Source organism: Methylobacterium sp. 10 (genome assembly GCF_000519085.1).
Taxonomy (GTDB): Bacteria; Pseudomonadota; Alphaproteobacteria; order Rhizobiales; family Beijerinckiaceae; genus Methylobacterium.
Map to the genome: position 1 here is coordinate 1,651,366 of NZ_KI912577.1, position 24,405 is coordinate 1,675,770.

Genomic DNA, 24,405 nt, shown 5'->3' on the forward strand with positions numbered 1-24,405 from the left:
CCAATCCGGGGTCGAACGGGAAAGCCGTCCAACCGTCCCGGTGCGGCCATGCTTCGAGACGTGACGGGCGATCAGAAATAACCGCGCGTCTCATCGAGAGCCGTATCGACGAGGCCCTGCTTGGCTCGGATGCAGGCCGTGGCCGCGATACCGAGGCCGGCAAGGGTACTTAAGGAAATCAGGATCAGGACCATCTCGGACTTTCGGCTCCGGTCAGGAAACGCGAGGTCGAATCTGCGGTTCCGTGAAAGAGGCCTGCGTCACGCCAGCATAGGCGAAGTCGATCCGAGAAAGCTTGGCCTTTCAGGCGTCGATATGCTTGAGGACGAGGGTGGAGTTGGTTCCGCCGAACCCGAAGGAGTTCGACACGACATGGCCGAGCTGGACGTTGTCGCGGCGCTGCCGGAGGATCGGCATGTCGGCGAAGGCCGGGTCGATCTCGTCGATATGCGCGCTTTCGCAGATGAAGCCGTTCTGCATCATCAGGAGCGAGTAGATTGCCTCGTGCACGCCGGTGGCGCCGAGGGAATGTCCGGTGAGCGACTTGGTGCCCGAGATCGGTGGGCAATCGTCGCCGCGGCCGAAGACTTCGCGGATCGCCTCGATCTCCTTGAGATCGCCCACCGGCGTCGCGGTGGCATGGGGATTGATGTAGTCGATCCTGGCTCCTCTCAGCCCTTCCATCGCCTGCTTCATGCAGCGTACGGCGCCTTCGCCGGACGGGGCCACCATGTCGTGGCCGTCCGAGGTGGCACCGTAGCCGGCGAGTTCGCCATAGATCCGCGCGCCGCGCGCCTTTGCGTGCTCCAACTCCTCGAGGACGAGGACGCCAGCGCCGCCGGCGATGACGAACCCGTCGCGGTTGACGTCATAAGCGCGGGAGGCGCGGGCGGGGGTGTCGTTGTAGCGCGAGGACATCGCCCCCATCGCGTCGAACAGGACGGAGAGCGTCCAGTCCAGATCCTCGCAGCCTCCGGCGAATATGATGTCCTGGCGTCCGCTCTGGATCACTTCGCCGGCATTGCCGATGCAGTGGTTGGACGTCGCGCAGGCGGAAGAGATCGAATAGTTCACGCCCTTGATCTTGAAGAAGGTCGCCAGAGTCGCGGAGGCGGTAGAGCACATCGCCTTGGGGACGGCGAAGGGGCCGACGCGCTTGGGGCCCTTCTCGCGAGCGAGGTTGGCGGATTCGACGATCGCCTTCGTGGAGGGGCCGCCGGAGCCCATGATGATCCCGGTGCGGTCGTTGGAGACGTCTCCCGCTTCGAGGCCGGCATCGCAAATCGCTTGGTCCATGGCGATGTGGTTCCAGGCGGTGCCGCCGCCGTGGAAGCGCATGGCGCGCCGGTCGACGAGGCCCTCGGGGTCGACGCTCGGCCGTCCCTCGACCTGGCTGCGGAAGCCGAGTTCGGCATAGGAGGCCGAGTGGCCGATGCCCGATTTGGCCTCGCGCAGGGAGGCAAGGACTTCCTGGGTGTTGTTGCCGATGGACGAGACGATGCCCATCCCGGTGATCACGACACGCCGCATGGAAACGCTCTTCTCTTTCGCCGAAGCGCCGTGGCACCGACGCGTGTCAGGTAGGATGATGCCGGGGCAATCTCAACCACCGGCTTGCCGGAGGGCTAGCCTTGTGCCTGGAACAGGGCAACCCTCAGATCCTTGGCGTCATAGATCCTCGCACCGTCCGCTTCCAGCCAGCCGTCGGCGATGCCGAGGACGAGCTTGCCCTGGCGCACGCGCTTGATGTCGATGCCGTAGACGACCTTGCGTACGGTCGGCAGCACTTGGTCGCTGAATTTCACCTCGCCGACGCCCAGCGCCCGGCCGCGACCCGGCGCGCCGAGCCAGCCGAGATGGAAACCCACGAGCTGCCAGAGGGCGTCGAGGCCGAGGCAGCCGGGCATCACCGGATCGTTCTTGAAATGGCATCCGAAGAACCAGAGGTCCGGCCGTACGTCGAATTCCGCCAGGACATGGCCCTTGCCGTAGGCGCCGCCCTCGGTCCCGATCGAGGTGATGCGGTCGAACATCAGCATCGGCGGCTGGGGAAGCTGCGCGTTGCCGGCGCCGAACAGCTCGCCACGGCCACAGGCCAACAACTCCTCATGGGAGTAGTGGGAGGCGCGGGGAACGGTCTGGTCTGAACCGGCGGCGGCGGGCGATTCGGAATCGGAAGACATGATCGGTGTGTCGGTCCTTGGTGGAGGGCGCGTTCGAAACGCCGGACATCGCCCACGAACGCCGAAACGGTCGTGGCCATCGCGGGTCCACGACATCGTCCGAACTCGCGAGCGGCGCTTCGTTAACACACCGCCTGAGCGGCACAAAACACCTCGTCTCCGGACGTGTCGAGTAACGAGTTGCAGGACGGCTTAAATGGAATGACTTTAAACGGGCGGCATGTTCACAATGCGCAGCTACCCATCACCGGCTTGGGTTGCGACGAGGGGGGAGGTTCGTATAGAGTTGTGTTGTATTTTGTTGGTTCCGTGAGATGTCAGTACCGCCGATGTCCAACTCGCTGCCGCTGCAGGCCATGCTGAACGCACGTGGCGCTTCCCTCGATATCGCCTCGGTCGCGGGGCGCCGGGGATGTCCCCTGTCCGACCTGCGCGACCGTCTGCGCCGCTCCGGCCTTCGCCCGACCCGCCAGCGCCTGTCGCTCGGCTGGTTGCTGTTCGGGCGTGGCGACCGCCACCTGACGGCGGAAATGCTCTACGACGAAGCCATGCGCGCGAAAGTGCCGGTCTCCCTCGCCACGGTCTACAACACCCTGCACCAGTTCACCGAAGCCGGACTCCTGCGCCAGCTGGCTTTGGACGGGTCGAAGGCCTATTTCGACACCAACCCGAGCGAGCACCACCACTTCTTCCTCGAGGACGAGGGGCAAGTGCTGGACATGCCTGATTGCGGTATTACCGTTGACTCGCTTCCCGATGCCCCCGAGGGCATGGAGATCGCTGGCGTAGAGGTCATCGTCCGCCTGCGCCGTCGGCACGGTTCGCGCCAGTCCTGAGGCGGGCTTACGCTTCCCACGTCATTGGAAAAAGGCCCGGCTCAGCCGGGCCTTTTTCGTATGGCGCCGACCGGTGCGGCAGGTCTCATGCAGGACGACGGTGAAGATGCCTCATCGTCGTCTCCCCGCGAGACCACGCGGCGGCAGGCGTCCGCCGAACGCGCGGACCCCGGCCATCGGTCGGGATCGTTGCCACTTGGTATCAGTCGATCTTCTCGTTGGGGTAGACGCCCCAGAGGCGGTCCTGGCGGATGTAGCCGTCCACGTCGCCACCCTTCTGCGGCAGCGCGACGATGACCCGGCACCAGCTTCCTGTGCAGCTCTTCACGTTGCCGATGACGCCGGGCTGCAGCTTGGCCTCCACACCCGAGCCTTCCTCCGCCCGGGCATGGAGCGGGATCGCGGCGTCGCCGCCCCTCGCCGCCATGACGATGGAGGTGCGCCGGCCGGAAAGGAGGGAGTGCAGCACCCAGCCTTCGGTCCCCTCGGAATCGCGGATGCGCCGCCAGGTCTCGAACTCGGCGACGATCTCGATGGGCAGGCCCGCCCGCTGAAACACCCACAGCGTGCGGTGGTCTTTCGAGGGCCCCTCGCGCAGGTTAACCCGATCGGTCTTGAGGCTCGCATAGCGCGGCAGGGGCAGGCCCGTGGCCGGGCCGCGATTAGCGTCCGATGCGCTTCCCGCCGCCGGGGCGGCCAGGACCGAGGAAAGCGGCACGATGAGCAGGGAGGCCACCGTCAGGCACGTGAAGAACAGAAGTCCAGGCAGGCGCGTCATCGGTCTTCCCAAAGGTTCGCGATCGTCATGGCCACGATCGCCATCGTCAATCCTCGTCTAGCCTTCCCTCGCGCGCGATGTTTCGGGCGCGGGGGCACGTTGTGTTCCGTGGCCTCTCTGGTAGAGAAGCCTCCAGAACCGGCAGCCGAGGCGTCGGGGCTATGGGACCTGTCTGGCCGATGCGTGGTTAATGCCGGGTCAAGCCTCGACACGAACCGCGGCTCCCGGCAGCGGCCGGCCTGTCAGAAACGTTCGCGGAGGGTGCATGTCGTCGTTGAAGCGCAAGCCACTCGTTGTGGTCACGCGTCGCCTCCCCGAGGTGGTCGAGGCGCGCATGCGCGAATTGTTCGATATCCGCCTCAACCCCGACGATAAGCCGATGGGGAGCGAGGCCCTGGCCACCGCTTTGCGCGAGGCCGACGTGCTCGTTCCCACCGTCACCGACAGGATCGATTCCGGTCTGCTCGCCCAGGCCGGGCCGAACCTTCGCCTGATCGCGAATTTCGGCAACGGCGTCGATCATATCGATGTGGCCGGGGCGCTAGAGCGCGGCATCACCGTCACCAACACCCCCGGCGTCCTTACCGAGGACACCGCCGACATGACCATGGCCCTTATCCTCGCCGTGGCCCGCCGCGTGGCGGAAGGGGCGCGGATCATCCCGGACGACAATTGGGACGCGGGCTGGTCCCCCACTTGGATGCTCGGCCGCCGCATCACGGGCAAGCGCCTGGGCATCGTCGGCATGGGCCGGATCGGCCAAGCTCTGGCCCGCCGCGCCAAGGCGTTCGGCCTGCAGATTCACTATCACAACCGGCGCAAGGCGCCGGTGCAGATCGAGCGCGAACTCGACGCGACCTATTGGGAATCCCTCGACCAGATGCTGGCGCGGGTGGATATCGTGTCGGTGAACTGCCCGCATACGCCGGCGACCTATCACCTGCTCTCGGCCCGCCGCCTCAAGCTGCTCAAGCCCGAGGCGATCGTCGTGAACACCGCCCGCGGTGAGGTCATCGACGAGAACGCTCTCGCGCGCCTGATTGAGGCGGGTGAGATTTCGGCAGCCGGCCTCGACGTGTTCGAGCAGGAGCCGGCCGTGAGTCCGCGCCTAGTAAAGTTAGCCCGCTCCGGCAAGGTCGTTCTCTTGCCGCATATGGGGTCGGCCACCCACGAGAGCCGGACCGATATGGGCGAGAAGGTCATCATCAACATTAAGACCTTCATGGACGGCCACCGTCCGCCGGACCGGATCCTGCCGAGCATGCTCTGACCGTCGGCCATCGGCCCCGGGCTTCGTTCCGGCACCGGCTCAGGCCCGGTTTGCACGGTGCTTGCAGGTACGTTGATCTATGTGCATTCGCATACCGGGGCCGTAGGAACGGCGTCATGTCCGATACGTTGACCGGCGCCGACAGGGATCGTCGGTTGTCGCGTAGCGGGTAGAGTGGGAGCAACATGGCCGCGGAGACACAGTCGACCGAGGCGAGCATCGGAGAGGCCGTACCGTGCGACGAGTTCCGTCGTTTTGCGGATTTCGTGCCTCTGATGATGTGGCGCTCCGATATCGAAGGGGCGGCGGTCCATCACAACGAGTGCTGGCTCGATTTCACCGGCCGGCACCGCGACGACGAGCTCGGCCATGGCTGGCGGCGGGGCCTGCATCCGGACGATTTCGACCGCCATGCCGCCCTGGTCGAGGAGGCTTTCGCCTCGCGTAGCCCCTACTCCATCGAGTTTCGACTGCGCCGTCATGACGGCGCCTACCGCTGGCTCCTGAACAACGCCCGTCCCCTCACCGAGAACGGTACGTTTCAGGGCTATCTCGGTTCGTGTTTCGACATCACCGACCGCAAGCGGGCCGAAGAGCATGCCGAACATGCGCTCGTCGAGAAGGAGGCGCTTCTCGCCGAGGTCTATCACCGGGTCCGCAACAACCTCCAGGTAATGGTGAGCCTGATCGGACTCTACGGCCGCGCCGCGCCGCCGCCGTGCCGTGGGAGCTTCGAGGCGCTCGGCCAGCGTGTCCGTGCCATCGCCCTCGTTCAGCAGCATCTGCATGAGGCGCCACATATCGCCTCCATCGACTTGCGCGATTACCTTCACCGGCTCGCGTCCGGCCTCGGCCAGTTGCGGCGGGCGGGCCGTATCAGCGTCGCGGTGGGCGGCAGCGGAACGAGCCTCGTGGAACCGCGCACCGCCAATGCCCTCGGCATGATCGTGGCCGAAGTGGTGGCTGAATGCCTGGATGCCACCGCCGATTCCGTCTCCTGCACGATCGCGATCACCATCGACGCCAAGGCCGGCGCCCCGGTTCGTCTCACCATCGTCTCGGGTGGCGATCTGCCGGGAGCCCAGGTTACGGACGTGCCCAATCTCGGCCCCCGGCTGGTGGCGGCTTATGCCGCCCAGGCGGAAATCGCGGTTCGCGGCACCGGTACGCAGGCCGACCCGATGGACCTGCAACTGCCCGAAGCCTTGGTGCATCCATCGGAGTAGCGGGCATTGGCGCTCGCCTGACGAAGGGCGGCTCCCTATATCGCTGGGGCGAGGCGGAGCCGCCGGTTCGTTCGATTGTCGCCGAGAGTTCAGCCTGACACCATGCTTCCACCCATTGCAACGATCATCGACAACTTCGAAATCCTCGACGACGGACCTGACCAGCTCGAGTACCTCATGGAACTCGGCCGCGCCCTGCCGCCCTTTCCGGAGGAGCTCCTCACCGAGCAGAACCGGGTCCATGGCTGCGAAAGTCAGGTCTGGGTCGATTCGAACGTCGATCATTCCCAGACTCCGCCGCGCCTGCATCTGCGAGGCACCAGCGATTCCTTCATCACCAAGGGGTTGATCGCCCTGGTGATGGCCTTACACGACGGTAAGACGCCGACCGAAATCGCGGATGTCGACGTCTTCCGGGTCTTCAAGCAGATCGGCCTCGGCGCTCACCTGACGTCGAAGCGTTCGAACGGGGTCCGGGCTATGGCCGAGCGCATCCATCGGGACGCGGCCCGGCTCGTGGCCTGAAAAAGGCTCTGAGCTTCAGGCCCTCTCGCGCCACAGGCGCAGGCGTGAACCGCTCGGACCCACTGCCTCCCGTTCCAACCCGTAATGCTCCGCCAAGCGCGCCAGGGCGATGCGGACGACGACCTTGGCTGAGCGCGACGGCCAGCGGCGCTCCGCCTCGATCGTCTCGAGGCCTTTCACGAAACCGCACAGGTCGATCAACAATCCGGACAGGTCGCTTCCCACCGCGGAGAGGGCCGCGCGGACGCGCTGTCGGGCTGCCAGCATGGCGTCCGAACCGGCCGAGGGATCGCGGCGCCCGCCGCCATCGACCTTGATCCCGCTCCAGTCCGACCCCAGGCGCGGCATCAGCGCCCCCATCGTCATGTCGCGGCGCAGTCGCTCGCCCGCCTCGAAACAGGCGGCGTCGATCAAAGGTGTTCCATCACGGTCGCGGCGGCGCGCCATCCAGGCAAGGGGACTCTCGGACACGTCGCGGACCGGCCGGGTCGGCTGGCTTGTGCCTTCGAGGTCGAGATGCTGGGCGAGGTAGGGCGTATCCCTCCCGGCCCGGTCCCGCCGCAGCCTCGCCCGCCCGGCGGCGCTGATGGTGAGCCTGGCGCGCCGTCCCGCCGCCTGCTCGGCGAGATCGCAGGAGAGGAGGGTCCGTCCGGTCTGTGCGTCATAGCGTCCGGAACTTACCGAGATCCCATCGCCGCCGGTCCGAACGATGATCTCGCCCTCCGTCAGCGGGTCTGGCAGGGCATAAGCACCCTCTTGGTCGAGGGCCGCCAGTAGCCGGGCCGCATCGCGACCAAGTTCTGCCGGGCCTCGCGTCGGCATGGGTCGCCGGCCCGTGCCGTGGATCGCCCCATTCCGGATCTTGTTCATGATATGTTCCCTGGCGTATCAGGGCGGAAGCCGCTGCAGCACCTGGGATATTATAAGAAATTAGTCCTAAAGCAAGTCTCGATCGTAAAATCGTCAAAGACACGAGAGGGCCGGGCCGCGAGACTTCGCCAACGCCCGGCCCCGCTTCCTTTAAGCGGCCTCGTCGTAGGTACCGTTGCGGGTCTGGCCTAGACCGATGGCCTTGGCGAGGTCCGAACGCGCCTTGGCGTAGTTCGGGGCGACCATCGGATAATCCGAGGGGAGGCCCCACTTCGCGCGATACTGTTCCGGGCTCATGTCGTACTTCGCGCGCAGGTGGCGCTTGAGCGACTTGAACACGCGCCCGTCTTCGAGACAGATGATGTGATCGGCTGTCACCGACTTCTTCACGGGAACTGCGGGCTGCTGCGGCGCGGAAGCGACCTTGGCCTCGGCCTCACCGCTCGCGACCTGGGTCAGCGAGGTATGGACGCGGGTAATGAGCTGCGCGAGCTCGCCGACCGGCACCGGGTTGTTGCTCACATAGGCCGAGACGATATCGACCGTCAGTTCCACGAAGTCGGCCGAATTCTCAATGTCGCTCATTGTTTAAACAGTTCCTTTTAGCACGATGCCGGACGCGGTCTGTTGAGTATGCAGGCGATGGGCCAAGGGACAGTTTGGCAATCCACAGCTGGACCCTCGGCATCGTGGCTTCATCCAGTAGCGCTCTACGATGGTGGGCGACGATAATCGCCATATCTCCCATTTATGATATTCAAATTGATCTCGCAAGACGGGAGTCAGTCATGCCCGGCCGCCGAATCAACGGTTCTGAACAATATTTCAATTTAACGTGAACTCGCATCGATGCAGGGTAAGTCGACGCGCTGTCAACGAGGCCTCTCAAGGATCGAGAACCAGTTGCACCCATGATCCCATCGCCTCTCGTCGGTCGAGCGATCCGACGCCGAGCGGAAAAGACTTCCGTCTCGATCTTGCCCATGGCCTCCGGCTGGGACACATGCAGGCATTGAAGGCGACCGGTAAGCGGATCGGGCGCTGTCACGCTATTCAGCCGACGGTGGTTGGCAACCTTACAGGTCTATCCATGGACGATCTTTTCCACTTGGAAAGCAAGCCGCTCGTCGCGGAGGTGCGCCCGCACACATTCACCGTGCATGGCCGAGCAATTTCCGACAATTATTCTTGGCTGAAGGCCGAGAACTGGCGCGACGTGCTCAAGGATCCCGCTGCGCTCCCGCGCGATATCCGTGCATATCTCGATGCCGAGAACGACTATACCGAAGCGGCGCTCGGCGATCTCGTTTCTTTACGCAAGACCTTGGTCGCGGAAATGCGCGGGCGCATCCGTGAGGACGATAGCGGCGTACCCGAGCCGGACGGTGCCTTTGCCTATTACACCCGCCATCGCGAGGGCGGACAGCATCCCCTCGTCTGCCGCCGTCCGCGCACGGTGGTGGTGATCCCCGGCCAGGGTGCGGAGACGGCTGGAACGGGCGGTCCGGAGGAGGGCGAAGAGATCCTTCTCGACGGTGACGAGGAGGGCAAGGGGCTACCCTTCTTCGAACTCGCCGCGGCGGTCCATGCGGACGATCACACCCGCCTCGCCTGGAGCGCGGATTCGAAAGGCTCCGAGCTCCACACCATTCGTGTCCGCGACCTCGGCACCGGGCAGGACCTCCCGGACCGCATCGAGGCGACCACCGGCGAGGTGGTCTGGTCCGCCAACGGGCTGTCGTTCCACTACGTCGCCGTGGACGAGAACCATCGTCCCGCCCGCGTCATGCATCATGTGGTGGGCACGAAGCAGACCGCCGATACGTTGCTCTACGAAGAGCGCGATTCCGGATTCTTCGTCCATATCGAGACGACGCAATCGCGCGATTACCTCGCCATCACGGCGAGCGACCACGAAACCTCCGAAGTGCATCTCTTCGACCGCAAGTCGCCGGACGCAACCCTGCTATGCGTTCAGCCGCGGGAGCCGCTGCTGATCTACTCCGTGGAAAATTGGGGGAACCACCTCTTCATCCTGACCAATGCGGACGGGGCCGAAGACTTCAAGATCGTCACTACCCGCATCGGCGCGTCGGGCCGCGCCCATTGGAACGACCTCATCCCGCACCGGCGCGGCGTGATGATCCGCCACCAGCACGTCATCGCCCAGCACCTCGTGCGCCTCGAGATCGAGAATGCGAGGCCCCGCATCGTGGTGCGTGACACGCAGGGCAACGAGCATGTCGTGGCCTTCGCAGAGGAGGCCTATTCCCTCGGCCTCCAGCCGGGGCACGAGTTCGAGACGGCGGTGATCCGCTTCACCTATTCGTCGATGACCACGCCGGCCGAGACCTACGATTACGATTGCACGACCCGCGCGCGGCAGTTGCGCAAGCGCCAGACGATCCCAAGCGGACACGATGCCGCCGCCTACGTGACCCGCCGGATCTTCGCCACGGCGCCGGACGGGGAGAGCGTGCCGATCTCGCTGCTACACAGCCGTGATCTCGTCCTCGACGGCTCGGCCCCGCTGCTGCTCTATGGCTACGGGTCCTACGGTACGCTGATGCCGGCGGCGTTCCGCACCAACCTGCTGTCGCTGGTGGATCGCGGCTTCGTCTATGCCATCGCCCATGTGCGCGGCGGCACCGAGAAGGGCTGGCACTGGTACATGGACGGCAAGCGGAGCAAGAAGCCGAACACCTTCACCGACTTCGTCGCCTGCGGCCGCGCCCTGGCGGAAGCCGGATACACCACGCCCGGCCGCATCGTCGCCCATGGCGGCTCGGCCGGCGGGATGCTGATGGGGGCGGTAGCCAACCTCGCACCGGACCTCTTCGCGGGGATCGTCGCCGACGTGCCCTTCGTCGACGTGCTCAACACCATGCTCGACGGCGACCTGCCGCTGACCCCGCCGGAATGGCCCGAATGGGGCAATCCGGGCGCGAGCGTCGAGGATTTCGAAACCATTCTGTCCTACTCGCCCTACGACAACGTCTCGGCGCAGCACTACCCGGCGATCCTGGCGCTCGGCGGCCTCACCGACCCGCGCGTGACTTATTGGGAGCCGGCGAAATGGGTAGCGCGCCTGCGCGCTACGATGACGGGCGGCGGCCCGATCCTGATGCGGATCAACATGGAAGCCGGCCATGGCGGGGCGGCGGGACGCTTCGATCGACTGGAAGAAGTGGGCCTGATCTATGCCTTCGCCCTGCGGGCGGTGGGGCGAGCCGGAGCTTGACCCTCCGTACGCATCAGGGCCGGGGGACGGGCTCCGGCTGCGCGCCCTGGCGGGCGGTTTCTTCTTCCGCACGGATGCGAGCCTGTCGCTCCGCCTCTTCGGCCGCCGCTTTCTCGGCGGCCCTGTCGGCCTTCAGCTTGGCCTGACGGGCCGCCTCTTCAGCCGCGGCTTTCTCCGCAGCGGCCTTCTCGGCCGCCGCCTTGATCGCGGCGCTGCGGGCCTTGTCCATCTCGATCCTGGCACGGCGCCGCTGGCGCTCGATCTGATCCGCCTCGAACAGCTCGATCTTGTCGAGTTCGCGCTGCAGGACCACGGCAGCGAGACCGTTGGTCAGCGGGCCGGCATCGACGACGCGGTCGGGTTTGCCCAGTGGGCCGGAATAGGCGAGCTGCACCGAGGGAGCCCCTCCCGTCCAGCCCTTCGGGGCGCTGCCCCCCGTCAAGGTTCCGCGCGCGTCGAACCGGCCGGTCGTCAGGTCGATGGCGAGTGCGCCGGCCCAGCGCGGCCCGCCGAGATCGAAGGCGAGGGGGGCTGCGCGGAGCGACCCGCCGGTGAGGGTCGCCGGCGCCTCGACGGTCCCTTTCACCGCCATCGGCGCGGCGGCGAGCTCCTCGGCGACGAGGACCTGAAGCCGTCCGTCCCGCAGCGGATCGTCCTCCGCGAGCGCTTTCACCAGGGCGCGCTCGATCCCGCCCGGATCGCCGCCGGGCAGCACGAGGTCGGTCAAGGCGATATCGCCGCTGCCGCCGAGATTGTTCGCCATGTTCGTCACGCTCTGGCCCGATGCGCCGAAGCGCAGAGCGGCGCTGGCGCGGCCGGAGATCGGCCCGGGACCGACGAGATCGGCGATGGAGGCGTCGCTCAGGCTCCCTTCTCCGGTGATCGCCGCCGCTCCGCCCTGCCGGGACAGGGTGACGGTCCCCATGAGACGGCCCCCGGCGAGGCGGCCGCTGAGGTCGCGGATCGAGAGGACGCCGTTGTCGAGACGGGCGCCGAAGGCCGCGCCCTCGGCGGTAAAGCGACGGCCGAGATCGAGCGCGTCCACCCGCACGTCGAGGTCGATGGGCGGCCGGTCCGCCGGCGGAGGGCCGAACCGGGCGCCGTCCCCGGCCTCTTGCTTCTTCCCGTCCGGGGGAATCACCAGGGCCGCGGCGAGCCAGGGCAGCGACAGCCGCCCCAGCGCCACGCTGCCGAAGATGTCGCCCGCAGGCGACCGGTTGACGTTGGCGAGGATCGTGGCCCCGGCGACTCGCCCGGCCACATCCGCATGGGCATCCCGCCCCGCCCGCGACAACCCCACCAGCAATTCCGCCGGTAGCGGCGAGGGCAGGGCGGACGTGCTACCGGCGAGGAGAAGGAAGGGCGCGAGGTCGGGTGTCTTCACCTTGATCTCGCCGGCCTCCGGTGGGGCCTGACCCGGACCGGGAACGACCGGCTTCACCGTCGAGAGGGTGAGGTCGGCGATGGTGCCGGAGATGGCGAGGCCGAGGGGCGGAAGTGCGCCGTCGGCTCCTGCCTGTCCGCGTGTCCCGGTGATGCGCAGGGCTGCGGGCTTGCGCAGGGCGACCATGTCCTCGCGCTCGAACCAGCGCCCGGCGAGCGGGGTCGTCAATCCAAGGGAGAGGCTGTCGATGCGGCCGCCCCGCGACAGCAGGTCGAGGTCGAGGCTGCCGCCCGCAGCGGTCCCGTCGGCGCTGGTGCGCAGGGTGTCGGCGTCCCCGGCCTCGCGCTCCAGGGTCACGGCAAGATCGAGGGCCCCGGCCCGGAGGAAGCCGGGAATCATCCGGGCCTCGGCGATCCAGGTCCTGTCGAGGAGGGCGATGAGGGGGGCGGCCACCGGCGCCCACATCCGGCCGGCGATGCGGCCGGACCCATCCGGGGCGATGCGGCCGGAAAGCTTGGCGTTGGCGCCGGCCACATCCGTGACGTCGAGGCTGCCGACGTTGAGGCTCGCCCCGTCCGATTGAATGCTCGCGGCGATGGTCCCGTTGCCCGAACGGGCCCCGGCCGGCCCGTAGCGCACGTCCCGCGCCTGGATCGTCAGGCCGATATCGTGGTCGTGGAGGCCGGACAGGGCACTGCCGAAGGAGGGCAGGGCGGCGATGTCGATGCCCTGCGCCGAGAGCTGCGCGTCAAAGCGGCCGCGCCCGCCCGTTTCCGCCTGGGTGTAGCGGGCGTTGCCGGTGATCCGCGCCTCGCCGAGGGAGAGCCGCAGGTTGCGCAGCGACAGCGACGGGCTCGCCGTCGAGAGGTCCGCGGATGCCTGGATCGGGCGCCCGTCCATCACCGCGACGGCCGGGCCGCCGAGGCCGAACTTGCGCAGGTAGCGCCCGAACCCGTCAGAGGCGGCAGCGTCGAGAGAGACATTGCCCGTGAAGCGGAGGGCCGGCTGCGTATCGAACTCACCGGAGGCGGTGAGGGCGGCCTCGCCCGGTGCCGTCACCGAGAAGCGCCGCAGGGCGAGCCCCCCCGTCCGGTCGAACGTCCCGGACAGTTGAAGCTTCGTCCAATCGTCGAGACCGAGGGCGACGCTCTCGATGCCGAGATCGAGATCGACCATCATCGGCAACTCGGAATTTGCTCGCGGCATCCCGCGCGCCAGGAGGGCCTGTCCTCCCGTGGAGATCAGGAAGGCGTCGAGGTCCAGGCGGCGCGTCTCCAGGGTCAGTGCCGCCCTCCAGGCCCGCAGGTCGATCCGCCCGGTGCCGGCAAGGCGCATAGCCTGACCGCCGGGATCGATCTCGGCCTTCACGTCGGAGAAGCGCACGATGGGGCCGCGGGCCTTGAACGTCCCGCCCAGCGAGAACGGCAGGTAGGCGCCCGCCACCTGGACCGGCGGCCCGACCACGACCCGTGCCGTGCCTTCCGCCTTCGGGATCATCGCCCGCGGGGCGTCCCCGGTCGCCTCCGGCTCGCCCGCCATCGGGTCGAGGCGGATGCGGGCATCGGCCTCGAAACGCGGATGGGTGTCGCCGCCGCCCGAGATCTTCACCGCGACGCTACCGTCCTCCGCGGGCTCGCCGGTGGCGACCCGAAAGGCGACCGCGCCGCTCATCCCCTCGATCCGCCAGGGTCCGAGCAGCCGGGGCGCGGAGAGATGCACCGTTTCGGCGCGGACCTGATCGGTGCGGCCGCTCTGCGGCACGAGGGTCGTCAGCACGACCTGTCCGATCGTCAGGTCCTCGATGGCGAGATCCTGGTCGGCGAGGGTCCGGTAGAGGTCGGCAGGCAGGCGGATCGCGTCGTCGTCGCTGATCGGAAGCTTGATCTCGGCCCGGCCGATCCCCGTCTCGGTGAAGCGGATGTCTCCCGTCAGCAGCGGCGTGAGGCCGATCTCGGCCGCGACGGACTGGAGGTCGAGGGCCGGCTTATCAGCCTGTCCGCCGATGCGGAGGCGATCGACGCTCAATCGCGGCGAGGGCAGGAGCCTGACGCCGATCCGTCCTTCGGTACGTGCATCGAGGCCGAGGGACCGTCCGATCGCCCGGTCCACCAGCGTGCGGTAGCTTTCCCAGGCCACGAGGGGCGGGACCGCAAGGGCCGCGACGAGGATCAGGATGACGGCGCCCGCCAGCGCGGTCAGGATGTCTCGCACCGTCTTGGTTTCCGCCTCGCTCCGGCCCGGCCTCGGGGCCTGCCATGGGGCGGGCACTTGGTCTCAACCGGACGTCATGCCCGGTTCGTGCCCCCACTCCATGCGGCATAGCACACCGATCCCGGATGCGCGCCAGGGTCGAACCCCGCGGTCAACAGGTGCCGGGGTTCACGCTTGACCGGTCCGATCAGCGGCGTGGGCCGATGCCGGGGCCGATCGGCGCCGGACGGGTGATCTCGTTGCGCTGCATCTGCATGCGGATCTGGTTGTTCTCGAACTGCTGCTGGTGCCGGACGCCGCGAATCTCGCTCTGTCTGGCAAGACGGTCATTCGTCTCGTTCAGCGACCGCGTGCCGGGCGACTGGGCCATGGCGGGAGACAAAGCGAGACCGCCGGCCAGGGCCGCGAGGGAGAGGACGGACAAGGAACTCGTGCGCATGGCGGACCCTTCTGTGATGACGGCCGGGATATGGTGAGACGACGCCCGAGATGAAACCGGAGTTCCGTTTGCGGGCGAGGGCGGGGCGGCCCCTTTGTCCCGACCCTCGACGCCGTTCGCGTTTTGGTCCAGGGAGGCAGCATGAAACAGCATCCCGACGCAGCGGCGGCGTCCGTGCCGGCGCCGGCCTCCGGCGTGGCGGCCGAGGCCGCGCAGAGCTCCATCGCCGCCCGCGCCATGGCCTCCCTCAGGCCGCAGGGCTCACCCTATCTCGAAGGGCTGAACCCCGAGCAGCGCCGCGCCGTCGAGACGACGGAGGGGCCGGTCCTCGTCCTCGCGGGCGCGGGCACTGGCAAGACGCGGGTGCTCACCACGCGAATCGCCCATCTCGTCTCGACGGGCAAGGCGCGGCCTTTCGACATCCTGTCGGTGACCTTCACCAACAAGGCCGCCCGCGAGATGAAGCACCGCATCGGTGCTCTCATCGGCCCGGCCGGCGAGGGGATGCCCTGGCTCGGCACGTTCCATTCCATCGGCACCAAGATCCTGCGCCGGCACGCCGAGATGGTGGGCCTGAAATCCGACTTCACGATCCTGGGGATGGACGACCAGCTTCGCCTGATGAAGCAGGTCATCGTCGACCAGAACATCGACGAGAAGCGCTGGCCCGCCCGCGCCCTGTCCTCGGCCATCGACGGATGGAAGAATCGCGGGCTCCTGCCCGAGCAGGTGCCTCCCGGGGAGGCGAGCGCCTTCGCCTTCGGCAAGGGCGGCGCCCTCTACACCGCCTATCAGGCCAGGCTCCTGACCCTGAACGCCGCCGATTTCGGCGATCTCCTGCTGCTCTGCCTGAAGCTGTGGCGCGAGAACCCGGACGTGCTGGCCAATTACCAGCAGCGCTTCCGCTACATCCTGGTGGACGAGTACCAGGACACCAACGTCGCCCAGTATCTCTGGCTGCGCCTGCTGGCCCAGGGCCACCGCAACGTCGCCTGCGTCGGCGACGACGACCAGTCGATCTACGGCTGGCGCGGAGCGGAGGTCGACAACATCCTGCGGTTCGAGCACGATTTTCCCGGCGCGATCGTGGTGAGGCTGGAGCGCAACTACCGCTCCACCGGCCACATCCTCGCCGCCGCCTCGGGGCTCATCGCCAGGAACGAGGGCCGTCTCGGCAAGACCCTTCGCACCGAGGACGTGGCCGGCGAGAAGGTGACGGTGTCCGGCGCCTGGGATTCGGAAGAAGAGGCGCGCCAGCTCGGCGAATCCATCGAGAGCCTGCAGGCCAAGCAACATCCGCTCTCCGAGATCGCCGTGCTCGTGCGCATCTCCGCCCAGATGCGCGAGATCGAGGACCGGTTCGTCCAGCTCGGCCTGCCCTATCGGGTCATCGGCGGCCCGCGCTTCTATGAGCGCGCCGAGATCCGCGATGCCCTGGCCTATCTACGCGTCACGATGAACCCGGCCGACGACCTCGCTTTCGAGCGCATCTTCAACACCCCGAAGAGGGGCCTGGGCGATGCCACCCTGCAGATCCTGCACGGCTATTCCCGCTCGCAGCGCGTGCCGCTGCTCCAGGCAGCGCGCAGCCTGATCGAGACCGACGAGCTGAAGCCCCGCGCCCGTTCCGGTGTTCGCGCCCTGGTGGAGAGCTTTTCGCGCTGGGCGCGGATGGTCGGCACCCAGCCCCATTCCGAGGTGGCCCAGACCGTCCTGGAGGAATCCGGGTACACCGAGATGTGGCAGAAGGACAAATCCGCCGATGCCGCCGGGCGTCTCGAAAATCTCAAGGAGTTCGTGCGCTCCATGGAAGAATTCCCCGACATGGCGGCCTTCCTCGAACACGTCTCCCTGGTGATGGAGGCGAGCGAGCAGGAGGGGGCGGACCGGGTCTCGCTGATGACGCTGCATGCCGCCAAGGGGCTCGAATTCGATACGGTGTTCCTGCCTGGCTGGGAGGACGGCCTGTTCCCGAACCAGAGGGCGCTCGACGAGAGCGGCCGGGCCGGGCTGGAGGAAGAGCGCCGCCTCGCCCATGTGGGCCTGACCCGCGCGCGCAAGCGCGCCAAGCTGTCGTTTGCCGTGAACCGGCGCATCCACGGCCTATGGTCTTCGACGGTGCCGAGCCGCTTCATCGACGAATTGCCCGCCGACGCCGTCGATGTGGTCGACGCCCCGGCGCATTTCTCCGCTGGCGCCTCGCGCTTCGACCGGAACCCGGCGCCGTTCGGATCGTCCTACGCGACGCCGGGCTGGCAGCGGGCGCAGGCCAACACCGCGGGAAACCAGGGGTTCGGAGGCGGGGGCGGACAAGGTTTCGGAAGGTCGTCCTCGCCCGGCCGGAGCAATGGCGGCCCGCGCCAGATCGAAGGCGAGCTCGTGGCGAAGTCGACGGGCGCGCCGTCCGCGTTTTCGGACGGTATGCGAGTCTTCCACACCAAGTTCGGCCCCGGCAGCGTAGCGGCCGTCGACGGTAACAAGCTGACCGTTGACTTCGATAAGGCCGGCCGCAAGATGGTTCTCGACAGCTTCATCCAGCCAGGGTGAAGCACGCCGCCGGCCGCATGCGACACGTCGTGCGGTCCCGGCCGGTTTCGCCCCTCGTGAAGGGCCGTGGTCGAGATGGATGCTTCGTCGTTCCGACATCTCACCTGTCGAAAACTTGAAACCTCCGTCATCTCCGCGTTCCGGGCACGAAATCCGGGCACACGTCCAGGATTTCGTGCCGTCATGCCCCTGTCGCCACAGGCGCGGCATGGTGTGTGCGTGGGTGATTCGTGGCTTGCCGCACCGGGAGCCCGTCACCTACAGGCTAAGTCGTCCACAGGTGGTGGGGCGACATCTGGAACTGAAAGACCTGCCGCCGAATTCTCTTGTTAATGATTGTGGGAGATAGTGTAGCAAACCTTATCGAGGGCAGGACGCGTAGGCAGGTCGAAGATCAGTTAAACCCTAGTTGGCAAGTCCAGTTGGAGTGTTGATCGATGAAAAGACGGCGCACACGACTTGAGCTGGTAGAAGACCGCCCGGTGCGACTGCACCGCACCCGGTTCGACGACGAGCGTAACTTAGGCCCTATTCAGCCTCTCACCGTCCGGCAGGCCGAATACCTGGATGCCCTCGCCGTCAGCAAGCAGGTCATCGTCCTCGGACCCGCCGGCACCGGCAAGACCTACATCGCCGGAACCCGCGCCGCGGATCAGCTCCGCCAGCGCCGCATCGCCAAGGTCATCATCACCCGTCCCAACGTGCCGTCGGGCCGCTCGCTGGGCTTCTTTCCCGGCAGCTTGGAGGAAAAGATCGCGCCCTGGGTCACGCCGCTGACCGAGACCATGAAAGAGCGCATGGGTGACGCCGCCTACGAGATCGCCATGAAGACCGGCGACATCGAGGTGGTGCCCTTCGAGGTGATGCGCGGACGCACCTTCAAGAACTGCCTCGTGATCCTCGACGAAGCGCAGAACACCACCACCGCCGAGATCAAGATGTTCCTGACCCGCATCGGCGACGATTGCCAGGTCATCATCAACGGCGACGTATCCCAGACCGACCTGCGCGAGACATCGGGCCTCCGGACCGTGATCCACCTCGTGAAAAGCCGTATGATGCAGGTCCCCATCGTCGAATTTACTCTCGACGACATTGTCCGTTCGGGCATCTGCGCCGAATGGGTGCGGGCTTTCGAGGAAACGAAACTCTAATCCGAGTGTTGTCTGCGGCGGGCCGAACCCGACCCGCCGCACGGACCGACGTGCGGTAATCATCTCTCCTGCTCCTGCTAGAGAGGTTATTCCAAGCGTCGCGCTCGGACAAAAGAGAACGGAAACGCCCGATGAAGAAGCTGATTCTCGCGCTTGCCATGGTCGGAAGCCTCGGCGCCGGCGCCCTCGCGACGAGCGCTTCGGCCGCGCCCGGCGCCCCGATGGGCGTCACCTCCTCCGAGACCGTCACCCCCGTGCGGATGCACCGTGGGGAGCACCGGATGCATCGCCGTATGCACCGTCGTCACCACATGCGCATGCACCGCAACCACATGCGTCACCGCATGATGCACCACCGCCGCATGCACCGCATGTGATCGCAGCAGCGATCTGAACGACGAAAGGGCCCTGACGGGCCCTTTTTTTTGGACCATCGGATGTCTTCGCGCATCGAATCGAAGAGAGCGCCGTGTTGCGGTGCATCACGCGCTGAGTCTCGGAAGACTCTCCGCAGGTACTGTGGACCTCTCGGAATGGTACGCTCGGAGGAGCGCCACCTGCGTACCCGGATGGGTGGAGCACGAGCGCAACCCGATCCGGGGTCCAGCGGATCAATGTCGTGAAGTGTCTATTCGGCCAAAGCGAGTATCAGAGCTTCGGCGTCGCCTTCACCGCGCCATCCTTTACCAGGCCGTCCTTGGCCGTGGCCTCCTTGGCGGGGGCGGCCTTGGCCGCCTGAGGTTTTCCGGCCTTCGCGGGCTCGGCCGCGATCTTGGCCTTCTGTCCCACGGCGCCGGTCACCGTCGGCACCGTGATCGCGTGGGCGGTATGGATGGCCTTGCCGGATTTAGGTGCCGGCTGGATCGTCTCAGGGGCCGCGGCGGCTGCCGGGATCGTGGCGGCGTCGGCTGACGGAGTCGCGGGCGTCGGTGAGGCTTTGCCGGTGAAGAGACTGCCCAGGACCTTCGTGTACGAGGGTGAATCCACATCGGCATCGGCCACCAGGATGCGCGTCGGCGTCGCGGCTTTCAACGGTTCGGGCGCCGCGTTCGTCTTTGCGACGACGCTGCCGGGCTTGGTCTTGTCGGACGCCCCCTTGAGGGCTGCCGCTGCGGCCTTGGTCGGGATCGGAGCCTCGGCGGAGGCCAGCATCACCGGCCGTCCCTTGGCATCCACCTCGACCTCCCTCTCGCCGGCGGCCAGGCTCTCGGGCCGGCTCACCTCGCCGAGATGGTGGCGGGCGTATTCCTTGGGGTCGTAGGGCGCCTCCGGCTCGTCCTTCTTCGTCAGGTTGGCGAAGGCCATGGTCGAGGCGGGTGCCTGCGGCCGGAAGACCGGATTCTGGCCGCCATCGTCATAGACGACCCTGGTCGCCGGTGTGCCCTTGGCGATGAGTTCGGCGATCTGCTGGTTGTCGTGGGCGCGCTTCTCGGCGACGAGCGTGTCTACCTTCGGCGAGCATGAGCCGGCGGCCACGTCCTGTCCGCCGAAGACGTAGCGTGTGCCGCAGACGTTGACGCGCGGCTCTTCGCGCATGGCCTCGAAATAATCCGAGCCTTCCTTCAGGTTCTTCCAGAACGGCGCGTTGGGGTCGTTGCGATACTTGGCGAAGTTCGTGGCCGTCATCCGGAACGGATAGGACTGGAACTGGAAGGCGCGCTGCCCGCCGGCGAAGGAATCACGCGCCAGAGCGTAGAGCTCACCCATGGACTCGTCGGTCATGGCGAAACAGCCTGAGGACGAGCAGGTACCGTGCACCATGATGTAGTTGCCGGTCCGGCCGTTGGCCCGGTCGTAGTTGTTCGGGTAGCCGGTATCGAAGGAGAGATAATAGGACGAGTTCGGGTTCATCTGCCCCGGCGTCACCGTGTAGAACCCCTCGGGAGCCTGCCGGTCGCCCTGTTTGGTCTTGGGGCCGAGTTGCCCCGACCAGCGGCAGATCGGGAAGGTCTTGAGGAGCGCGTACTGGCCGTTCGTGCCGCGCTTCCAAACCTCCATCTCCGCTTCCTTCTTATAGGCGCGGATCAGGATGGGGTCGTTGGCGGACATGCCCTTCTGGGCCATCAGTGCCAGGGTCTTGGCCGGAACGGGTGTGAGGGCGCGTAGCGGCACGCCGCCGCCCATCGAGCCATCCTGGCAAGCAGTGAGGGAGAGAGCAAGCGCAACGACACCGGCAGCCGTAGCCAAGCGTAGAGCCAGCGGGCGCAAAGCCATGGGGAACCCCGTCCTCATTCATGCGCTCGCGGGATCTCGCCCGTCGAACGCCACTCCCCAACCCAATAGCGTCGTTAAACTTACCCGGTTGTTACCGCAAGAAGACGCAAATGGCCGGCGCGGCGAGATGTGGATTTCGCTGGCTTCCTCAGTGTGAGCAACACATTGCCGCAAAGTGTCGGTCGGCATCGACGGTCAGGGGGGCCGGCCGGAAGGCAACCGATTTGATTCCACTGGTATTTCCGCTTCCGGCATGGGGCGCGTGGAGGCATGGCGCTCAGAGCGGGGAGCTCCGGACCAGCGGGCAGGGCGGAATTTAACAGTGTCCTTATCGGTTCCCTGAACATGATGCGCCAAAACGACGCATCACAGGTCGAACCTATAGTTTGCGGCCGATATCGAGGAACTTCGCCGCCCGTCGGTCGCGGATCTCGTCGGGGCTCAGGCCGTCGAATTCGGCCAGCGCCTTGGCCACGGCCCTGCCCGTGTTGGCGATCGCTGCGTCGCGGCCGCGATGGGCGCCGCCGGTGGCTTCCGGGATGATGCCGTCGATGATTCCGAGGCGTAGGAGATCCTGGGCCGTGATCTTCATGGCGGTAGCCGCATCCGCCGCCCGGCCCTGGTCGCGCCAGAGGATCGAGGCCGCGCCCTCGGGGGAGATGACGCCGTAGATCGCGTGTTCGAGCATAAGGACGCGGTTGGCGGTGGCGAGCGCGATGGCGCCCCCCGAGCCGCCTTCCCCGATCACCACGGCGACGTTGGGCACGCCGAGGCCGAGGCAGGTCTCGGTGGAGCGGGCGATGGCCTCGGCCTGGCCGCGCTCTTCCGCCTCGATGCCGGGAAAGGCACCGGCCGTATCGACGAAGGCGAGGACGGGAAGGCCGAACCGGTCGGCCATCTCCATCAGCCGCACCGCCTTGCGGTAGCCTTCGGGCTTGGCCATTCCGAAATTGTGGCGCAGGCGGCTCTCGGTGGTGGAGCCCTTCTCCTGGCCGAGCACACAGACGGCGCGGCCCTCGAAACGGCCGAAACCGGCGACGATGGCCTGGTCCTCACCGTAATGGCGGTCCCCGGCCAGGGGCGTGAACTCGGTGATCAGGCCGGCGCAGTAATCGATGAAGTGCGGCCGCTGCGGATGGCGAGCCACCTGCGTCTTCTGCCAGGGCGTCAGGGTGGCGTAGATGTCCGACAGGGCGGCGGCGGCCTTGCCTTCGAGACGGCCGACCTCCTCGCTGATGGAGACCGCCCCGTCGCGGGCGGCCAGGGTCCTCAGCTCCTCCAGCTTGGATTCGAGCTCGGCCACCGGCTTCTCGAAATCGAGATAGGAGCGCGTCACCGACATCGGTCAGAGATCCTTGTTCGTCGCCGTCGGCGCGCCGTGGGGCCGTGCCGGGCATGACGGCGGCGGGAGGCGTCCGGGGCGGGCGGGAAAAGCCGCGGCTGGCCCGGCGGTGTTGGCGAAGGAACACCGCCTGTCAACCATCCCGGTTTTCCGAGCCCGCCTTCGCAGTGCGGGACGATGGTCATCGGCTCGGCCTTGGGTCATGGTGCCGTGATCGTTCGACGTCCACCCTGCTTAACCGGTGAACGGCGTCGAGGGACGTCCTTGAGAGGTCCGCGCCCGTGACAGAGTTTTCCAGCGGTGAGTCCCATGTCCTCGTGCTCCAGGGCGGCGGGGCTCTCGGCTCCTATCAGGCCGGCATCTACGAGATACTGGCGGCGGAGGCCATCGCGCCCGATTGGGTGGCGGGCATCTCCATCGGCGCCATCAATGCCGCCCTGATCGCCGGCAACCCGCCCGAGCGCCGCGTGGAGCGGCTGAAGGCGTTCTGGGAGCAGGTCTCTTCCGGCGTGATGGGCTCGCCCTGGTTCCCCGGTGAGCAGGCGCGGGCGGCCTTCAACGAGGCCAGCGCCAATTGGATCGCCACTGTGGGCGTGCCCGGTTTCTTCAAGCCGCGCTTTCCCCCGGCCACCCTCTACCCACCCGGCGCGCCGGAAGCGCTGAGCTATTACGACACCGCTCCGCTGAAGGCGACGCTGGAACGACTCGTGGATTTCGACCTCATCAACGAGGGCCGGACCCGGCTCAGCATCGGTGCGGTCAACGTGCGCACCGGCAACTTCGTCTATTTCGACAACCGCTGCGACCGGATCACGGCGGAGCACATCATGGCTTCGGGCGCGCTACCGCCGGGCTTTCCACCGGTGACCATCGACGGCGAGCAGTATTGGGACGGCGGCATCGTCTCGAACACACCGTTGCAGTACATCCTCGACGAGGAGCGCACCCGCGACCTCGTGGTCTATCAGGTCGACCTGTTCGCAGCGCGCGGGCCGATGCCCCGCACTCTCATCGAATCGGCAGAGCGCGAGAAGGACATCCGCTTCTCGAGCCGCACCCGGCTCAACACCGACAAGAATCTCGAAGCCCGCAGGGCGAAAGCCGCGTTCCGGCGCCTCGCCGAGAAGCTGCCGCCGGAGCTGATGAGCGACGAGGACGTCACCTACCTGCGCCAGGTCACCCACGCCAACTTCACCACGGTGATGCAGCTGATCTACCGGCGGAAGGCCTATGAGGGGAACTCGAAGGATTACGAGTTCTCCCGCGCCACCATGCTCGAACATTGGGCGGCGGGTGCCGGTGACATGCGCCGCTCTCTGCGCTCCCCCGACTGGCGCAACCGGGTGCAGGACGAGACCGGTGTCGCCGTGTTCGACCTGACGCGGGACGCCCGTGACTGACCCCGCACCGACCTTCTACCCGGGAGCCCCCACGCATGACCCGCGACGAGATCCTGCACGTCCCCTCTATGCCCGCCTTCAGCCCGAGCTATCCGCGCGGGCCGTATCGCTTTCTCAGGCGCGAATACCTCATCATCACCTACGAGACGGATGCGGAAGCCCTGCGCCGGGCGCTGCCCGAGCCCCTCGAGCCGCACCCGGAGAACCTCGTCTACTACGAGTGGATGAAGATGCCGGATTCCTCCGGCTTCGGCGATTACGAGGAGAGCGGCTCGGGCGCCATCGCCACCTATAAAGGCGAGGCCTGCAACTTCTCGATCCAGATGTATCTCGACGACGAGCCGCCGATCACCGCCGGCCGCGAGATCTGGGGCTTCCCGAAGAAATGGGGCGTGCCGCGCCTCAAGGTCACGAAGGACACCCTCACCGGCACCCTCCATTACGACGAGGAGCGGGTGGCGATGGGCACCATGACCTACAAGCACAAGAGCCTGGAGAAGGAGCTCGACACGGTGAAGGCCGGCCTCGGCCGCCTCAACGTCAATCTCAAACTCCTCCCCGACGTCACCGGCGCCCCGAAGGTGGCCCAGCTCGTGGGCTATCGCCTGGAGGACATCACCGTCCACGGCGCCTGGGACGGCGAGGCCCGCCTGGACCTCATCCCGCACGTGAACTGCCGGGTAGCGGACCTGCCGGTGAAGCGCATCGTCGGCGGTCGGCACATGATCGTCGACTTCACCTTGCCCTACGGGCAGGTGCTGCACGACTATCTCGCCTGATCCCTC

At 66.9% G+C, this 24,405-nt stretch carries 20 protein-coding genes; 10 read left to right on the forward strand and 10 right to left on the reverse strand.

The genetic code is table 11. The features are described from left to right. Positions 1 to 71 precede the first annotated feature (71 nt). The 3 genes from K368_RS27570 to fabA all read right to left on the reverse strand — a co-directional run bounded on the left by K368_RS27570 (position 72) and on the right by fabA (position 2,183). Positions 72 to 194, reverse strand: a complete 123-nt coding sequence (locus tag K368_RS27570) for a hypothetical protein (RefSeq protein WP_264483752.1) — start codon at positions 192 to 194, stop codon at positions 72 to 74. A gap of 109 nt (positions 195 to 303) precedes the next feature. Further along, on the reverse strand, positions 304 to 1,530 hold the full coding sequence (gene fabB / locus K368_RS0107590) for a beta-ketoacyl-ACP synthase I (protein ID WP_027171854.1): 1,227 nt from the start codon (positions 1,528 to 1,530) through the stop codon (positions 304 to 306). Between the two features lie 95 nt (positions 1,531 to 1,625). Then, entirely contained in the window at positions 1,626 to 2,183 is a 558-nt protein-coding gene (gene fabA / locus K368_RS0107595) for a 3-hydroxyacyl-[acyl-carrier-protein] dehydratase FabA (protein ID WP_027171855.1), read from the reverse strand. Between the two features lie 329 nt (positions 2,184 to 2,512). Here fabA and irr point away from each other — a divergent pair, with 329 nt between their 5' ends. Beyond that, the gene (gene irr / locus K368_RS0107600; protein ID WP_027171856.1) at positions 2,513 to 3,019 is read left to right on the forward strand and encodes a Fur family transcriptional regulator Irr; all 507 of its coding nucleotides are present in this window, start codon (positions 2,513 to 2,515) and stop codon (positions 3,017 to 3,019) included. A 202-nt stretch (positions 3,020 to 3,221) separates the two neighbouring features. Here the strand turns inward: irr and K368_RS0107605 are convergent, their stop codons facing one another. After that, on the reverse strand, positions 3,222 to 3,797 hold the full coding sequence (locus K368_RS0107605; protein WP_051439808.1) for an SH3 domain-containing protein: 576 nt from the start codon (positions 3,795 to 3,797) through the stop codon (positions 3,222 to 3,224). 265 nt (positions 3,798 to 4,062) lie between these two features. Between K368_RS0107605 and K368_RS0107610 the strand changes: the two genes are divergently transcribed. The 3 genes from K368_RS0107610 (at position 4,063) to K368_RS0107620 (ending at position 6,818) form a co-directional block, all read left to right on the forward strand. Then, complete coding sequence (locus tag K368_RS0107610) at positions 4,063 to 5,067, forward strand: D-glycerate dehydrogenase (RefSeq protein WP_027171858.1); 1,005 nt, start codon at positions 4,063 to 4,065, stop codon at positions 5,065 to 5,067. Between the two features lie 185 nt (positions 5,068 to 5,252). Continuing rightward, entirely contained in the window at positions 5,253 to 6,293 is a 1,041-nt protein-coding gene (locus K368_RS0107615) for a PAS domain S-box protein (RefSeq protein WP_027171859.1), read from the forward strand. 102 nt (positions 6,294 to 6,395) lie between these two features. Beyond that, entirely contained in the window at positions 6,396 to 6,818 is a 423-nt protein-coding gene (locus K368_RS0107620) for a SufE family protein (protein WP_027171860.1), read from the forward strand. Positions 6,819 to 6,833: 15 nt separating this feature from the next. Here K368_RS0107620 and K368_RS0107625 read toward each other — a convergent pair whose 3' ends face one another. Together K368_RS0107625 and K368_RS0107630 are read right to left on the reverse strand one after the other, a co-directional pair. Next, complete coding sequence (locus K368_RS0107625) at positions 6,834 to 7,688, reverse strand: DUF6456 domain-containing protein (protein WP_027171861.1); 855 nt, start codon at positions 7,686 to 7,688, stop codon at positions 6,834 to 6,836. 150 nt (positions 7,689 to 7,838) lie between these two features. Then, positions 7,839 to 8,273, reverse strand: coding sequence for a MucR family transcriptional regulator (locus tag K368_RS0107630; protein ID WP_018045375.1), 435 nt, complete (start codon positions 8,271 to 8,273; stop codon positions 7,839 to 7,841). 505 nt (positions 8,274 to 8,778) lie between these two features. On the opposite strand from K368_RS0107630, the gene K368_RS0107635 reads away from it, so the two are divergent. Then, positions 8,779 to 10,929: a S9 family peptidase gene (locus tag K368_RS0107635; RefSeq protein WP_036266071.1), complete on the forward strand. Its 2,151-nt coding sequence runs from the start codon at positions 8,779 to 8,781 to the stop codon at positions 10,927 to 10,929. A 13-nt stretch (positions 10,930 to 10,942) separates the two neighbouring features. On the opposite strand, the gene K368_RS0107640 is transcribed toward K368_RS0107635, so the two are convergent. Continuing rightward, positions 10,943 to 14,524: an AsmA family protein gene (locus K368_RS0107640; RefSeq protein ID WP_027171863.1), complete on the reverse strand. Its 3,582-nt coding sequence runs from the start codon at positions 14,522 to 14,524 to the stop codon at positions 10,943 to 10,945. Between the two features lie 187 nt (positions 14,525 to 14,711). Next, the gene (locus K368_RS0107645) at positions 14,712 to 14,963 is read right to left on the reverse strand and encodes a hypothetical protein (RefSeq protein ID WP_027171864.1); all 252 of its coding nucleotides are present in this window, start codon (positions 14,961 to 14,963) and stop codon (positions 14,712 to 14,714) included. 141 nt (positions 14,964 to 15,104) lie between these two features. Between K368_RS0107645 and K368_RS0107650 the strand changes: the two genes are divergently transcribed. The 3 genes from K368_RS0107650 (at position 15,105) to K368_RS0107660 (ending at position 19,041) form a co-directional block, all read left to right on the forward strand. Beyond that, entirely contained in the window at positions 15,105 to 17,510 is a 2,406-nt protein-coding gene (locus K368_RS0107650; RefSeq protein WP_027171865.1) for a UvrD-helicase domain-containing protein, read from the forward strand. Between the two features lie 437 nt (positions 17,511 to 17,947). Further along, positions 17,948 to 18,664 carry a PhoH family protein gene (locus tag K368_RS0107655; RefSeq protein WP_026176203.1) on the forward strand — a complete coding sequence of 239 codons (717 nt, stop codon included), beginning with the start codon at positions 17,948 to 17,950 and terminating at the stop codon, positions 18,662 to 18,664. 131 nt (positions 18,665 to 18,795) lie between these two features. Further along, complete coding sequence (locus tag K368_RS0107660) at positions 18,796 to 19,041, forward strand: hypothetical protein (RefSeq protein ID WP_027171866.1); 246 nt, start codon at positions 18,796 to 18,798, stop codon at positions 19,039 to 19,041. 271 nt (positions 19,042 to 19,312) lie between these two features. Here K368_RS0107660 and K368_RS24220 read toward each other — a convergent pair whose 3' ends face one another. After that, positions 19,313 to 20,878 (reverse strand): murein L,D-transpeptidase family protein, encoded by a 1,566-nt coding sequence (locus K368_RS24220; protein ID WP_245259533.1) that lies wholly within the window; start codon positions 20,876 to 20,878, stop codon positions 19,313 to 19,315. A 379-nt stretch (positions 20,879 to 21,257) separates the two neighbouring features. Then, positions 21,258 to 22,220, reverse strand: coding sequence for an acetyl-CoA carboxylase carboxyltransferase subunit alpha (locus tag K368_RS0107670; RefSeq protein WP_027171868.1), 963 nt, complete (start codon positions 22,218 to 22,220; stop codon positions 21,258 to 21,260). Positions 22,221 to 22,501: 281 nt separating this feature from the next. Between K368_RS0107670 and K368_RS0107675 the strand changes: the two genes are divergently transcribed. Further along, positions 22,502 to 23,620 carry a patatin-like phospholipase family protein gene (locus K368_RS0107675; RefSeq protein ID WP_027171869.1) on the forward strand — a complete coding sequence of 373 codons (1,119 nt, stop codon included), beginning with the start codon at positions 22,502 to 22,504 and terminating at the stop codon, positions 23,618 to 23,620. 35 nt (positions 23,621 to 23,655) lie between these two features. Next, positions 23,656 to 24,399: an acetoacetate decarboxylase gene (locus K368_RS0107680; protein WP_027171870.1), complete on the forward strand. Its 744-nt coding sequence runs from the start codon at positions 23,656 to 23,658 to the stop codon at positions 24,397 to 24,399. Positions 24,400 to 24,405 lie beyond the last annotated feature (6 nt).